The following is a 12,690-nucleotide window of genomic DNA, read 5'->3' on the forward strand; positions in this document are numbered from 1 at the left end:
CCGGCTCAACCAGCTACCGCTGCCCGCGTCCGCCGGTAGAGCCACCACGCCAGCGCGAAGAACAGCACCGTCCCTCCCACCAGCGCGTACCGCTCGAATTCCGGTCCGACCACCGCCAGCGGCGCGTCGCTACCCGTTTCGTACACCACACCGGCGAAGGCCACGCCCCACAGGCTTTCGCCGACGATCATGCCCGTGGCGGTCAGCACGCCCATCCTTCGCGCGGCTTCGGCATCGCGGGTGCGGTCGGCCCAGCGGTCGTAGTAGGCGCCGATGACCGATCCGATCACTACCGGCAGCGTCACCGCCATCGGCAGGTAGATGCCGAGCCCGACGCCGAGGGGCGGCAGGCGCAGCTTTTTCGCGCGGCCCAGTATTTCGTCGAGCATTATCACGCCGACGCCGGTCAGCGCGCCCCAGCCGATCATCGCCCAGTTGAGGTCGCCGCCCAGCACCCCCTTAGCCAGCGCCGAGATCAGCGCGGCCTGCGGCGCGGCCAGCGCGTTGGGGCCTGCGCCTGCGCTACCGGCGAACCCGAATGACACATATAACAACTGCATCACCGGCGGGACGACGACCGAGCCGAAGCAGACGCCGATGACGAGCGCGACCTGTTGCTTCCACGGCGTCGCGCCGACCAGTTGCCCGGTCTTCAGATCCTGCAGATTGTCGTTGGAGATGGTGGCGACGCCGAAGATGATGCCCGTGACGATCAGCGCATAGGCGACCAGCGCCTGCGTCTCGCTCGTCCCGCCATCACGCCCGAACCAGGCGACGAGCATCAGCGAGGAGGCGAGGATCGCGAGGATGCCGATCCCCGACACGGGTGAGTTCGACGCGCCGATCAGCCCGGCCATGTACCCGCACACCGCCGCGATCACGAGGCCGATGACGAGGATGAACAGCAGGCTCGCCGCGATCAGCGGGATGGCGGAGGCGGCGAGCGGGCCTCCTGCGAGTACGCTCCACAGCAGGAAGGCGATCGGGACCATCACGGCCGCCGATACCGCGGCGACGATGCCGATCGGCAGGTCGCGTTCCTCGATCGGCAGCGCGTCGCCGCTGCGCGACGCTCGCGAGGCGGCGAGCGAGGATTGCAGTCCGCCGATCACGGGCCGCGTTATCTTCACCAGCGTCCAGATCGCGGCGACCCCGATCACACCCGCGCCGAAGAACCGCACGTCGCGCCCGAACACCGCGCCGACCCACGTCGCTACCTCGCCCGTCTGCGGCTGCGCGGCGGTCAGGATCGGCAGCACGATCCACCAGCCGATGACGACGCCCGCCAGCATCGCCATGCCGACCGACAGCCCGACCAGATGGCCAGCGCCGAGGAGAGCGAACGACAGACCGCCGGTGACGCCGGTCGCACCCGCGCCAACGCGGAAGAAGGTGGCGAATTCGGCCGCGGCCAGCTTCGTTTGTGTGAGCAGCGCGAAGCCCGCCGAGACGACCGCGTTGACGACGATGACCTTCAGCCCGCGTGCGCTTTCCGCGCCGCCCTCGCGGCTTTCCGCCCCGATCTTGAGCACTTCCGCCGCCGCGCGTCCCTCGGGATAGGGGAGGACGGTGTCGACGACGAGCGCGCGGCGCAAGGGAACCGAGAACATCACGCCCAATATGCCGCCGGTCGCGGTGATCGCGGCGGTGGTGACGAACGGGAAGCCTTGCCAGTAACCGACCATCACGAGGCCGGGCAGGACGAAGATGATCGCGGCGAGCGTTCCCGCCGCGCTGGCGACGGTCTGGACGATGTTGTTTTCGAGGATCGTCGACGTCTTGAACGCGCGCAGCACCGCCATCGAGATCACAGCAGCAGGGATCGAGGTGGCGAAGGTCAGCCCGATCTTGAGGCCAAGATAGACGTTCGCGGCGGTGAACAGCAATGTGATCAGGCCGCCGAGCAGGATGCCGCGCAGCGTGAGTTCGGCGATTGGCGTGGGGGCGGCAGCGGGTGTTTGCATGGCCGCCCGTGTGGCACGAAAGACGTCGTGTCCGAAGACGAAAAAAGCCCGGCCGAACGACGAGCGCCCGGCCGGACAGTCAACCTGCCGGATGGCAGGCTCGGGTCGCTCGATACTAGTGCCGTCCACCGCGGCAAACCGCATCCCCCGAACGGGTGAGCGCACTCGCTGATTCGTACAAACCGAGCATTTTCGTGCCTGCGCCGCCATCGACAGCATGATGCGACACCCCTAGTCCCACCGCGCGGACAAGGGAGCATGAGATGGCGGGCGCATTGCGGGTGGCGTTGGCGGGGCTGGGCACGGTCGGCGGCGGAGTGATTCGCGTGCTGGACGCGAACCGCGCGCTGATAGAGCGCCGCGCGGGGCGGGGGATCGAGATCGTCGCGGTATCGGCGCGCGACCGGTCGAAGGACCGCGGGGTCGATCTGTCGCGCTTCGCCTGGGTGGACGACACCGCGGCGCTGGCGACTGCCGACGCGGACGTGGTGGTCGAGCTGATCGGTGGCGCGGACGGCCCGGCGTTGACGCTGGCGCGGAACACGCTGGCGGCGGGGAAGGGCTTCGTCACCGCGAACAAGGCGATGCTGGCGCACCACGGGCTGGAACTGGCGCGCGCCGCCGAGGCTGCGGGCGCGGCGTTGAAGTTCGAGGCGGCGGTCGCGGGGGGCATCCCGGTGATCAAGGGGCTGCGCGAGGGCGCGGCGGCGAACGAGATCGCGCGCGTCTATGGCATCCTGAACGGGACGTGCAATTTCATCCTGTCGAAGATGGAAGCCGAGGGACGGGACTTCGACGAGGTGCTGGCCGAGGCGCAGGCGCTGGGCTTTGCCGAATCCGATCCGTCGTTCGACATCGATGGGGTGGATGCGGCGCATAAATTGTCGATCCTGGCCAGCATCTCCTTCGGCACGCGCCCGGCGTTCGCGGGCGTCGCGGCGAGCGGCATCCGCCATGTCATCGCGGCGGATATCGCCGAGGCGGCGGCGCTGGGCTATCGCGTGCGGCTGGTGGGGATCGCCGAGGCTGGCGCGGGCGGGTTATTCCAGCGCGTCCATGCGCATCTGGTGCCGCAGGATCACCCGCTGGCGCACGTCACGGGATCGACCAACGCGGTGGTGGCGGAGGGGAATTTCGTCGGGCGGCTGCTGTTCCAGGGCGCGGGTGCGGGCGACGGACCGACCGCAAGCGCGGTGGTCGCCGATCTGGTCGACATCGCGCGCGGTGAATATGGCCCGCCTTATGCGATGCCTGCGGATGCGCTGGCCGACATGGCGGCGGCGGATAGCGGGGCGCGGCGCGCGCGGGCGTATCTACGCTTCACGGTGGCGGACCGCGTCGGCGTTCTGGCCGAGATCGCGGCGGCGATGCGCGACGCGGGCGTGTCGATCGAAAGCCTGATCCAGCGTGGCGCGGGTGCGGACGGCAATGTGCTGGTGGTGATAGTGACGCATGAAGCGCCCGAATCAAACGTGGCGGCGGCGCTGGAGCGGCTGCGCGGGTCGCAGAGCCTGGCGGGCGAGCCGCTGTGGATGCATATCCTAGGGTGAGTTATCTGCCCGCCGGCGCCGGATCGTCCAGCGGGATCGAGACGCGCCCGGTCTTGTCGGGCTTTTTCGCGAAGGCGTCCTTGATCAGCCCGACCGCACCCGCGACGAGCGGCGCGATCGGGGGACCGAAGCCGACGGTGCAGCCGCGTTGCGATGCGGCGCACGGGGTTCCTTCCGCTGCCAGCGCGCCTGCGCCGGTCAGGTTCGGGTTGACCGCGCGGGGTGGGCCGTTCGCGACTTCATCGGGATAGGGCAATTGCTGGTCGGGAATCGGGTCGGCGCAAACGATGACGTCGCCATCGGGCTTTTCGCGCGGGCGGCAGGGTTCGTTCGCGACCGGGGTCAGGATCGAGAAGCGCTGCGGCACTTCGGGCGCGGCCTGCAGCGCGAGGGCGAGGGCGATCAGCATCGCCCTGCAGGGTGCCGCATCGCGCGCGTGATGGAAACCGTCATTTGCCTGCGAACATAAACGCGACCGCGCCGATCATGCAGACGAACGCGCCCGCGTGCCGCCACGACAATTGCTCGCCCAGCACCGCGACGGCGAACACGCCGAAGACGAGCAACGTGATGACCTCCTGCGTCACCTTCAGCTGCCCGCCGCTCCAGCCGCTGGCGTAGCCGATCCGGTTGGCGGGCACGGCGAAGCAATATTCGACCAGCGCGATGCCCCAGCTGATCGCGATGACGATCGGCAGCGCCTTCGTCATGCCACCCTTCAGATGCCAGTACCATGCGATCGTCATGAAGACATTGGACAGGACCAGCAGGGCGATCGTCGGCATCGGCGGGTTCCAGGCGTGGCGCGTTCCGCGGGGCGTAGCGCACCACGCGCGCTTCCGTTCCGTCGCGATTGTTACTGTGGGCGTTACTGGGCGGCGGTACAGTCCACCGGCATCGCGCGGCCACGGGTCAGCGTCGCATTTCGTCCCTTGCCGCGCAGTTCATAGCGCGAGTTCCGGTACCAGATGCCGGAGGCGGGACGTTCGCTCGGCAGGCGCACCACCTCGCCTGCGCCGAACCGCAACGTCACCGCGTCGGCGCGGTTGTCGAAGACCGCGGTGAAGGCGGTGCCGTCGTCGCAGCGATAGCGTGTGGTCACGCGGTCCGGCGTTTCCGGATCGGGCGCGGGCGTCGCTTCGCCTCGCCGCGGGCGGACGCCGGAGGAGCTGATCCGCCAGCGGCGCTGTTCTGGAGACGCGCCGTCGATCTCGGCGGTGCGATGAAGGGTGACCGGTCCTTCCATCGCGAATGGACGGTCGCCCTCCTTCAACCGACCCGAAATGCGTATCGGGACAGTCACGTAGCGCTGGCCTGCGCCCGCATCGATCCGGCCCGGTGCGCCGACCTCCGCGCGATATTCGGCGTATTTGTCGAAGCTGGCGGCGAATGCCTGCTGGCTCATTTCGGAGGCGCGGCCATCGTCGTCCCACAGGCGCCACGCCTGCGGATAACGCCCCGCGCCGATCAGTGCGTAATAATGACAAACCACGGCTGCTGCGGCTTCGACTCCTTCGGCGTCCGCCGCCGTGGTGACCTCCCCGAATGCGGGCGCCGCTGGCTTCGTGGCGGCAGGCTGGGGCCGCGGTGGCGCTTCGTCGGGCAGAGCGGCGTAATTGTCGACCGATCCACGCGCGGCGTCGGCTGCGGTCGCGATGTCGACCTCGTTCGAGACGTCCGATTCGCGCGAACAGCCGCCGATCGCGATCAGCGGGAGCGCGCACGAAACGAGAAAACTACGCATGAAACCATGTCCGTGTAACGATATTCGTTCCGGGCCGACGCGCGAAACCGCGGGCTGTTTACGGTCTGAGCGCCGCGTCGTCGGTATCGTTCAGCGTTTCGTCGTCCGCATTGCCGTCGTCGAAATCGACCTGCGCTTCGTCTTCGTCGATATCGTCGTCCGACTGATCGGCGTCGTCGTCCGTCGTCGCGACCTCGTTATCGCTCATCAACAGATCGTCTTCGGCCTCTTCCTCGTCGTCCTCGGCGTCGATGTCGGGATCGAGATCGACGATGATGTTCCCGTCTGTCGGCCCGTCGCGCGTCGCCTCCAGTATTTCGGCGCGCTGGCTTTCGTCATAGCCGTCCTCGTCATAGCCGTCGTCGCCGCTGCCATGCCCGCCTACCTGATGACCGCCCATGTCGTCGTCTCCATCTGTATGGGCAAGCAACGGCGGAGCGGGGCCGCGGGTTCCGTCAGGCGGGCTGGAACAGGCGGCCGCGTTCGGTCTTTGCGGCGAGCGCCAGCGCGACCAGCGCGGCGAGCAGGAACCCGCCGACCATCGGCAGCACGCTGCCGTCGAAGCCCTGACCGATCGCCGCGCCCAATGCGGTGCCGAGCGTCATCGCCAGGAAACCCTGCACGCTGGAGGCGGTGCCCGCGATATGCCCCATCTTCTCCATCGCCATCGCCGAGAAATTGGACGTCGAGAGCGCAAAGCACGCCATCATCACCGCCATCAATATTCCAAAGCCGATCAGCGATTCATATCCTGCCGCCGCGATGGCGAAGTGCAAGGCGCTGGCGGTGATTAGCAGCACCAGCGCGCCGTGCGCGATCCGCCTTGTGCCGAGGCTCATCACGATGCGCGAGTTGAGCAGGTTGGCGACCGCCATCATCCCCGCCGTCGTGGCGAACACGACCACCAGCAGCTTAGGTCGCGCGAACGTTTCCGCCATGATCTGTTCGATCGAGCCGAGATAGCCGTAGAGCGCCCCCGTCAGCGCCGCGGCGGCCAGCGTGTAGCCGAGCGAATAACGGTCGGTCAGCGTGATGCGCCACCCGGCCAGGATCGGCGCGGCCTCGATCGGGCGGCGATCCTCCGCGTGCAACGTCTCGGGCATCCGGACCCAGAGCCACGCCATCACGACCAGCGCGAGACCTGCGACGACCCAGAAGATCGTCCGCCAGTCGCCGAACAGCAGCACGGCGGCACCAAAGGCAGGTGCTGCGATCGGCACGATCATGAAGATCATGAAGGCGAGCGACATGATCCGCGCCATCGCGCGCCCGGAATAACAATCGCGCACCATCGCGACGGTCGCCACGCGGGTCGCCGCGACGCATGCGCCGCCCGCAAAGCGCGCCGCCAGCAGCAGCTCGAAACTGCCCGCGATCGCCGCGCAGACGTTCGCCACGGCGTAGAGCGCGAGCGACACCAGCAGCACGTTGCGGCGGCCGTAGCGATCCGCGAGCGGGCCGTGGATCAACTGCGCGACGCCAAAGCCCGCCCCGAACACCATGATGACGTACTGGCGATGATTAGCGACCGTGACGCCGAGCGAGTCGGCAATGGCCGGAAGCGCGGGGAGCATCGAATCGATGCCGAGCGCGCCCATCGCCATCAGCGACGCGATCAGCGCGACGAATTCGCGCGTGCCGATCGGCGCGCCGTCGATCGCTGCGCCGCGATCGGGCGTATTCGGTTCGGCGCTGGGCATGATGGGCCAAGTAGGGATCGCAGACGGCGAAGTCACCCCTTGCGCCGGGCTTGTGGACGCAGCGCATACGTATTAACTGTATTGCCTAAACAACACAGCGGAGTGGCTGCGATGAACCGTCTTTTCCTGCCCGTCGTCCTTTTCGCCTTGCCGCTGGCGGCGTGCGACCGGGGCGATAACGGCACGTCGATTTCGATCAACGGCAATTCCGCGGGCGCCAGCGTCGACGGCAAATCGGGCGAAGTGAAGATCGACACGCCGGTGTTCAAGGGCAGCTTCAACCTGCCCAAGATGAACCTGACCGCCGACAATTTCGACATCAACGGCGTGCATCTGTACCCTGGATCGCGCATCGCGGACATGAACATCAATGCGCAAGGAGAGGGCGACGGAACCGTCAGCGTGAAGTTCGACAGCCCGGCGACCCCCGCGAAGGTGCACGACTGGTTCGTGAAGGAATTCGAGAAAGCGGGGGTAAAGGTCAGCGCGGACGGCAATGGTCTGAAGGGAACGACCGAGGATAAGCCGTTCCGCATCGACCTGACCCCGCAGGGCGAGCGCGCCTCGGGGACGGTGACGATTGGCTGAACCGGGCGGCTGAAACGCGCGCGGCCGAGAAACTGCTTCGACCCCCTGCGTGGCGGGCTTCGGGCCTTGGGCGGCTCAAGCGGTGACCGGCATCCATTCGCCGGGCTTCAGCCCGTCGACCGTCCAGTCGCCGACGCGCCAGCGTACCAGCCGCAGGGTCGGGTGACCGACCGCCGCGGTCATGCGACGGACCTGGCGATTGCGGCCTTCGCGGATCGTCAGGCTGATCCAGCAATCGGGGATGCTCTTTCGCACGCGGATCGGCGGGTCGCGCGGCCATAGCGCTGGGTCGGCGATTCGCTCGACCTCGGCCGGGCGGGTCGGGCCGTCCTTCAACTGGACCCCGCGGCGCAGCGCGTCGAGACTGGCCGCATCGGGTTCGCCCTCGACCTGCACCAGATAGGTCTTGGGCAATTTGAACCGCGGATCGGCGATCCGCGACTGCAAACGACCGTCGTCGGTCAGCAGCAGCAACCCCTCGCTATCGAGGTCGAGCCGTCCCGCGGGGTAAACGCCGGGGAGGTCGATGAAATCCGATAGCGTCGGCCGCGCGCCGTCCGTGCCGCGGTCCGTGAACTGCGGCAGGACGCCGTAGGGTTTGTTGAACAGGATCAGCCGCGGCATCGGGCGATGGCATGTGGCGGGGTCGGGGCGTCGATGCGCGACATGGCGACGGCCCTAACAAGCGGCGATGCGGCGCGCCAATGCTAAGCCATGACGCTTTCGTTCGGCGCTGGCCGTTCCAGCCGCGGGCTCGCTAGCGGAGATAGCGGCGGGGCCGATCGCCGGAGCAGGTGGCGAGGAAGGTGACGCTGGCTTCGACCGAGCCCGTTTCAGTACGGACGGTCAACGTGGCGCGATGTTCGCCCTCCCAGCCGCCCAGTTCGCCCTCTACGGTGCTACCCTGTCCCGCCGGGTGGCCGTCGAGCGTCCAGGAGAGCAGGTCATCGGGCAACCGTTCTCCGCTCGAAGAAGCGGCCATGCCCCATAGCCGCACCGGTTCGCTGTTCAGCACAACGCTGCCTTCGCGCGGCCAGAGGATGGCGACGGCCGGCGGGCGATCGGGAATGGTCACGTCCGCCGGGCTGGACACCACGGTGTGCAGGCCATCGACGGCGACGACCTCGACCAACGCCTGACCCGGTCGCAGCGCCGCGACCGCCACGCGCGCCTCCGACGCGGGGGCACCGCGGGCCGGGTCCGTGCCGGGCACGATGGTGAGCGTTTCCCAATCCTCGGCGCGCCGGTCTTCGGTTCGCGCGCGCGACCAGCGGAGGATGTAATGCGTCTGCGGACTCGCGCCACGCACCACCCAGCGGATCAGCAGTTCGTCGCCTTCGACGGATGCCGACACCGTTTCGAACACGGGGATCTGCTCGTCGGCGAGGCGCGACCACAGCACGGCGTCATCGCGCACGATGCGAATTTCGCCGATGTCGTCGCGATCGGGGAGCACCGCCTCGACCAGTCCGGATTCGAAGCCGGGTTCGGGATCGTAGCCGCCGTGCTCGCCACTGCCGCAGCCGCATCCCGAGGCGAACAGCGGCGCCCGCCGCAGCCGTGCGCGGTCGACCAGCACGCCTTGCCGGTCGCGCACCTCGACCGCGACGCCCGGCACAACCGTGCCGACGGGGCCTGGACGAGTGGGCAGGCGCAGCACCGAGAGCTGTTCGAACCGGCCGCCGCGCAGCAATCCGGTGACGAGGATCAGGGGCTGCACCTTGCTCATGCGATACAGGATGCGCGGGCGATCGAATTCGATCGGGCCGGGGCGCGGCAGATCGAGTTCGGGGAAGAATTGATCGTCCACCCAATCAGGCAATTTGGGTCCGGGTTCGGTCAAATGCCGCGGATCGAGCAAGGCGTGACCGATCAGCGCGCGATAGTGATACGGGCCGATCCATGGCGACCCGCAATAGGACATGAAGTCGCTGACCGCCGGGACGGCGATCGCGTTGTTGCGCAGATCGACGCCATATTCGCCGATCGACGCCATGCGCGCCGCCGGCGTGTCATACGGCCGATACGCGGGATAATTCGGGTCGTTGGGATCGCCGGGCGTCAGGTTGCACGGCGCATGGCCGAAGCCGAGGACATGGCCGCATTCATGTGCGAACGCCGGTGCGTCGCCGACCAGCCCCGCGCCCACCCCGCCCTGTCCGCCACAGCCGCTGTTGAAGCCGATCGGGATCGCTGCCGGCGCCAGACCGTAATAAATACGATCGGTCCGGTTGCCGTCCGCCGACTTCAGCAGGTTGAGCCAGTACAGCAACGCATTCCAACTGGGCGCGCAACCGCCCGGATCCTTCGCGTCCGGCGCGCCGGAGAGCGGCGCGAACCAGTTGAAGTCGCCGGTCAGGGTGATGTCGGGCTGGTCCTCGACCGGGAACATCGCGACCGCCGTCGCCGCGGTGCGGGCGAAATCCGCCAGCGTCGGGCGCGCGAGCGTGATGTCGTTTCCCGCCGCATCGGGGCCGCGGTAGCTGATCGCGATGCCGCGTACGCGGAGCGTCTGGCGCAGACCGGCCGTAACATCGATCGACATCTCGTCGGTGTCCGCGCCATCGGCCGAGCGCACCTGCGCGGTTAGCCGAAGGCGGTAGCCGACCAGCGCCGCCGGAATGCGGAAGTTGAGCGACGCATCCAGACTACCGCGTTCACCGGCATAGTCCGGATCAGCCTCGGCCGTGGTTGTGCCGGGCGGCAGCGGCATGAGCGTTTTGACGACGGTCGGCCCCGCACGCCAGCTCAGCCGTTCGATCTTCAGCGTGCCGGTCACACCCGAAAGCGGACCGGCGCGGTTGCGGACATAGACCCGCACCAGCGCCGATTTGCCCGCGATGAGCGGAATCGAATTGTCGGGACCGCGAACCGCCGCATCGGTCAGATGGTCGCTGGCATGGTAGTATTGCGTCGACTGCGTGATCTCGATGCCGTCGACCCGCAGGCCGAAAATCTTGTAGATATCGAGCGCGTCCTTGAAGAACTGCTCCAGCGTGAGCTTCAACGGGTCGGACATGATGCCTCCGATCGGCGCGAGAGCACATGGCCGGGGCAAGGCGAACTCGCGCACGCACGATGCAGGAAACGCTAACCTGGATCAGTGATAGTGCGCTGCGTCCGAAGCCGCAACGAAGCCGCCCGGTCGAAATCCCATGTCAATGTAACTATTCCAGCGTGACGATTGGACGAAAGGCCCCCTCACGATGGGCTGGCCGCGCCGCGATCACATCCCGCTAAGCCTCGACCTCCAGCCGCTCGCTCGCCTCCAGCCAGCGCGCCTCTGTCGCCTCCAGTTTCGCCTGCACCTCGGCGCGCTTCTTCGACAGGTCGCTCATCGACAGTTTGGCGAAGCGGGGTTCGGCGCCGGAGGGATCGAACATCGCGCGGTCCAGCGCGCCGCGTTCCTTGGTGAGCTTTGCGGTTTCGGTTTCCAGGTCGCGGACGGTTTTCCGCAGCGCGAGATCCTTTTCGCGCGCCTCCGCGACGGCCTTCTTGTCGGCTTTCCGCTCGGCCTTGGTGCCCTTGGCGCTGTCGCCGCGTAAGATCATCGCGATGTAATCGTCGAGCGTGCCGTCATATTCTCGCGCGGTGCCGTCGTCGACCAGCACCAGACGGTCGGCGGTGAGTTCGAGCATGTGGCGGTCGTGGCTGACCAGCACCACCGCGCCGGTGTAATCGTTCAGCGCCTGCACCAGCGCCTCGCGCGCATCGACGTCGAGATGGTTGGTCGGTTCGTCGAGGATCAGCAGATGCGGGGCTTCGCGCGTGATCAGCGCCAGCGCGAGGCGCGCGCGTTCGCCGCCGGAGAGCTTGCCGACCTTCGTTATCGCCTTGTCGCCCGAAAAGCCGAAGCGGCCGAGTTGCGCGCGGACGGCGGCGGGGGTCGCGCCCTTCATGATGCGCGTCATGTGTTCGAGCGGGGTGTCGTCGGTGTCGAGTTCCTCCACCTGATACTGGGTGAAGTACCCGACCTTCATCTTGCCCGTTGCGGACATCGCGCCGTCCATCGGCGCGAGCTGCGCGGCGAGCAAGCGGGCGAGTGTGGTCTTGCCGTTGCCGTTGCGGCCGAGCAGCGCAATCCGGTCGTCGGGGTCGAGGCGCAGGTTCAGCCGCTTTAGAATCGGCACGTCGCTATACCCGACGCTCGCCATGTCGAGCGTGATGAGCGGCGGGCGCAGTTCGTCGGGGTTGGGGAAGCCGAACGAGAGCGAGGGATCGTTCGCCATCTCCGCGATCGGCTGCATCCGCGCGAGCATCTTCTGGCGGCTCTGCGCCTGTTTCGCGGTGGAGGCGCGGGCGGAGTTGCGCGCGACATAATCCTGCAGCTTGGCGCGCTGCGCATCCTGGTTGGCCTTGGCGGCGGCGAGCTGAGCCATGCGTTCGGCGCGCTGGCGTTCGAACGCGTCGTATCCGCCCGGGTAGAGCGTGATCTTGCCGTTCTGCAGGTGCAGGATGTGATCGACGACGTTGTTCAGGAAATCGCGTTCGTGGCTGACGACGACGATCGTCGCCTTGTAGCTTTGCAGGAAATCCTCGAGCCACATGACCGCCTCGAGATCGAGATGGTTCGACGGCTCGTCGAGCAGCAGCAGGTCGGGCTGTGAAAACAGCAAAGCGGCGAGCGCGACGCGCATCTTCCACCCGCCCGAAAAGCTGTCGAGCGGACGCGACTGCATCTCCTCGTCGAAGCCGAGGCCGATCAATATCTGCGCGGCGCGGGCGGGGGCGGTATAGGCGTCGATCGCGATCAGGCGTTCGTACACGTCGCCGAGCCGGTCGGGGTCCTGGCAGGTATCGGCCTCCGCCAGCAGCACGCGGCGTTCGATATCGGCGGCCAGCACAGTTTCGAACGGGCTGTCGGCGCCGTGCGGGGCCTCCTGCGCGATATAGCCGATACGGCTGCCGCGCGGCATGTCCGCGCTGCCGCCATCGGGCTCCAGCAGCCCGGCGATGACGCGCACCATCGTCGATTTGCCCGCGCCGTTGCGCCCGATCAGCCCGACGCGGCTGCCCGGCGGCAACGCCGCGGTCGCGCCGTCGAGGATCGTGCGGCCGCCAAGGCGCACGGTGATGCCGTTGAGATTGAGCATGATGGCGGGGCCGGTAGCAGATGTGGGGCGGTTTGCCGAGCCTTGGTTACT

Annotated in this window: 11 protein-coding genes; 2 read left to right on the forward strand and 9 right to left on the reverse strand. The window is 67.7% G+C overall.

The features are described from left to right. Positions 1-5 precede the first annotated feature (5 nt). Positions 6-1,964: an OPT family oligopeptide transporter gene (locus M0208_RS13805; protein ID WP_258892247.1), complete on the reverse strand. Its 1,959-nt coding sequence runs from the start codon at positions 1,962-1,964 to the stop codon at positions 6-8. A gap of 263 nt (positions 1,965-2,227) precedes the next feature. Here M0208_RS13805 and M0208_RS13810 point away from each other — a divergent pair, with 263 nt between their 5' ends. Next, positions 2,228-3,514: a homoserine dehydrogenase gene (locus M0208_RS13810; RefSeq protein WP_258892248.1), complete on the forward strand. Its 1,287-nt coding sequence runs from the start codon at positions 2,228-2,230 to the stop codon at positions 3,512-3,514. Between the two features lies 1 nt (position 3,515). Here M0208_RS13810 and M0208_RS13815 read toward each other — a convergent pair whose 3' ends face one another. From M0208_RS13815 to M0208_RS13835, 5 genes are all read right to left on the reverse strand, one after another. Further along, positions 3,516-3,923 (reverse strand): hypothetical protein, encoded by a 408-nt coding sequence (locus M0208_RS13815; RefSeq protein ID WP_258892249.1) that lies wholly within the window; start codon positions 3,921-3,923, stop codon positions 3,516-3,518. Between the two features lie 40 nt (positions 3,924-3,963). Next, the gene (locus M0208_RS13820; protein WP_258892250.1) at positions 3,964-4,299 is read right to left on the reverse strand and encodes a DMT family protein; all 336 of its coding nucleotides are present in this window, start codon (positions 4,297-4,299) and stop codon (positions 3,964-3,966) included. 83 nt (positions 4,300-4,382) lie between these two features. Further along, positions 4,383-5,258: an MliC family protein gene (locus M0208_RS13825; RefSeq protein ID WP_258892251.1), complete on the reverse strand. Its 876-nt coding sequence runs from the start codon at positions 5,256-5,258 to the stop codon at positions 4,383-4,385. A 58-nt stretch (positions 5,259-5,316) separates the two neighbouring features. Next, positions 5,317-5,658 carry a DNA primase gene (locus M0208_RS13830; RefSeq protein WP_258892252.1) on the reverse strand — a complete coding sequence of 114 codons (342 nt, stop codon included), beginning with the start codon at positions 5,656-5,658 and terminating at the stop codon, positions 5,317-5,319. A 55-nt stretch (positions 5,659-5,713) separates the two neighbouring features. After that, entirely contained in the window at positions 5,714-6,958 is a 1,245-nt protein-coding gene (locus M0208_RS13835) for a multidrug effflux MFS transporter (RefSeq protein WP_258892253.1), read from the reverse strand. Between the two features lie 111 nt (positions 6,959-7,069). On the opposite strand from M0208_RS13835, the gene M0208_RS13840 reads away from it, so the two are divergent. Further along, complete coding sequence (locus M0208_RS13840) at positions 7,070-7,546, forward strand: hypothetical protein (RefSeq protein WP_258892254.1); 477 nt, start codon at positions 7,070-7,072, stop codon at positions 7,544-7,546. A 75-nt stretch (positions 7,547-7,621) separates the two neighbouring features. On the opposite strand, the gene M0208_RS13845 is transcribed toward M0208_RS13840, so the two are convergent. The 3 genes from M0208_RS13845 to M0208_RS13855 form a co-directional block, all read right to left on the reverse strand. Further along, positions 7,622-8,170 carry a pseudouridine synthase gene (locus tag M0208_RS13845; RefSeq protein WP_258892255.1) on the reverse strand — a complete coding sequence of 183 codons (549 nt, stop codon included), beginning with the start codon at positions 8,168-8,170 and terminating at the stop codon, positions 7,622-7,624. A gap of 133 nt (positions 8,171-8,303) precedes the next feature. Continuing rightward, positions 8,304-10,565, reverse strand: a complete 2,262-nt coding sequence (locus M0208_RS13850) for a hypothetical protein (RefSeq protein WP_258892256.1) — start codon at positions 10,563-10,565, stop codon at positions 8,304-8,306. Between the two features lie 217 nt (positions 10,566-10,782). After that, positions 10,783-12,639 carry an ABC-F family ATP-binding cassette domain-containing protein gene (locus tag M0208_RS13855; RefSeq protein WP_258892257.1) on the reverse strand — a complete coding sequence of 619 codons (1,857 nt, stop codon included), beginning with the start codon at positions 12,637-12,639 and terminating at the stop codon, positions 10,783-10,785. Between the last annotated feature and the right edge of the window lie 51 nt (positions 12,640-12,690).

Source organism: Sphingomonas sp. SUN019, from assembly GCF_024758705.1.
Lineage (GTDB): Bacteria > Pseudomonadota > Alphaproteobacteria > Sphingomonadales > Sphingomonadaceae > Sphingomonas.

Excerpts from the sequence above, each read along its gene's own strand:
- M0208_RS13840 (WP_258892254.1), top strand. The coding sequence starts at position 7,070 with ATGAACCGTCTTTTCCTGCCCGTCGTCCTTTTCGCCTTGCCGCTGGCG.
- M0208_RS13830 (WP_258892252.1), bottom strand. The coding sequence starts at position 5,658 with ATGGGCGGTCATCAGGTAGGCGGGCATGGCAGCGGCGACGACGGCTAT.
- M0208_RS13845 (WP_258892255.1), bottom strand. The coding sequence starts at position 8,170 with ATGCCGCGGCTGATCCTGTTCAACAAACCCTACGGCGTCCTGCCGCAG.
- M0208_RS13815 (WP_258892249.1), bottom strand. The coding sequence starts at position 3,923 with ATGCTGATCGCCCTCGCCCTCGCGCTGCAGGCCGCGCCCGAAGTGCCG.
- M0208_RS13810 (WP_258892248.1), top strand. The coding sequence starts at position 2,228 with ATGGCGGGCGCATTGCGGGTGGCGTTGGCGGGGCTGGGCACGGTCGGC.
- M0208_RS13850 (WP_258892256.1), bottom strand. The coding sequence starts at position 10,565 with ATGTCCGACCCGTTGAAGCTCACGCTGGAGCAGTTCTTCAAGGACGCG.
- M0208_RS13825 (WP_258892251.1), bottom strand. The coding sequence starts at position 5,258 with ATGCGTAGTTTTCTCGTTTCGTGCGCGCTCCCGCTGATCGCGATCGGC.
- M0208_RS13855 (WP_258892257.1), bottom strand. The coding sequence starts at position 12,639 with ATGCTCAATCTCAACGGCATCACCGTGCGCCTTGGCGGCCGCACGATC.
- M0208_RS13820 (WP_258892250.1), bottom strand. The coding sequence starts at position 4,299 with ATGCCGACGATCGCCCTGCTGGTCCTGTCCAATGTCTTCATGACGATC.
- M0208_RS13835 (WP_258892253.1), bottom strand. The coding sequence starts at position 6,958 with ATGCCCAGCGCCGAACCGAATACGCCCGATCGCGGCGCAGCGATCGAC.
- M0208_RS13805 (WP_258892247.1), bottom strand. The coding sequence starts at position 1,964 with ATGCAAACACCCGCTGCCGCCCCCACGCCAATCGCCGAACTCACGCTG.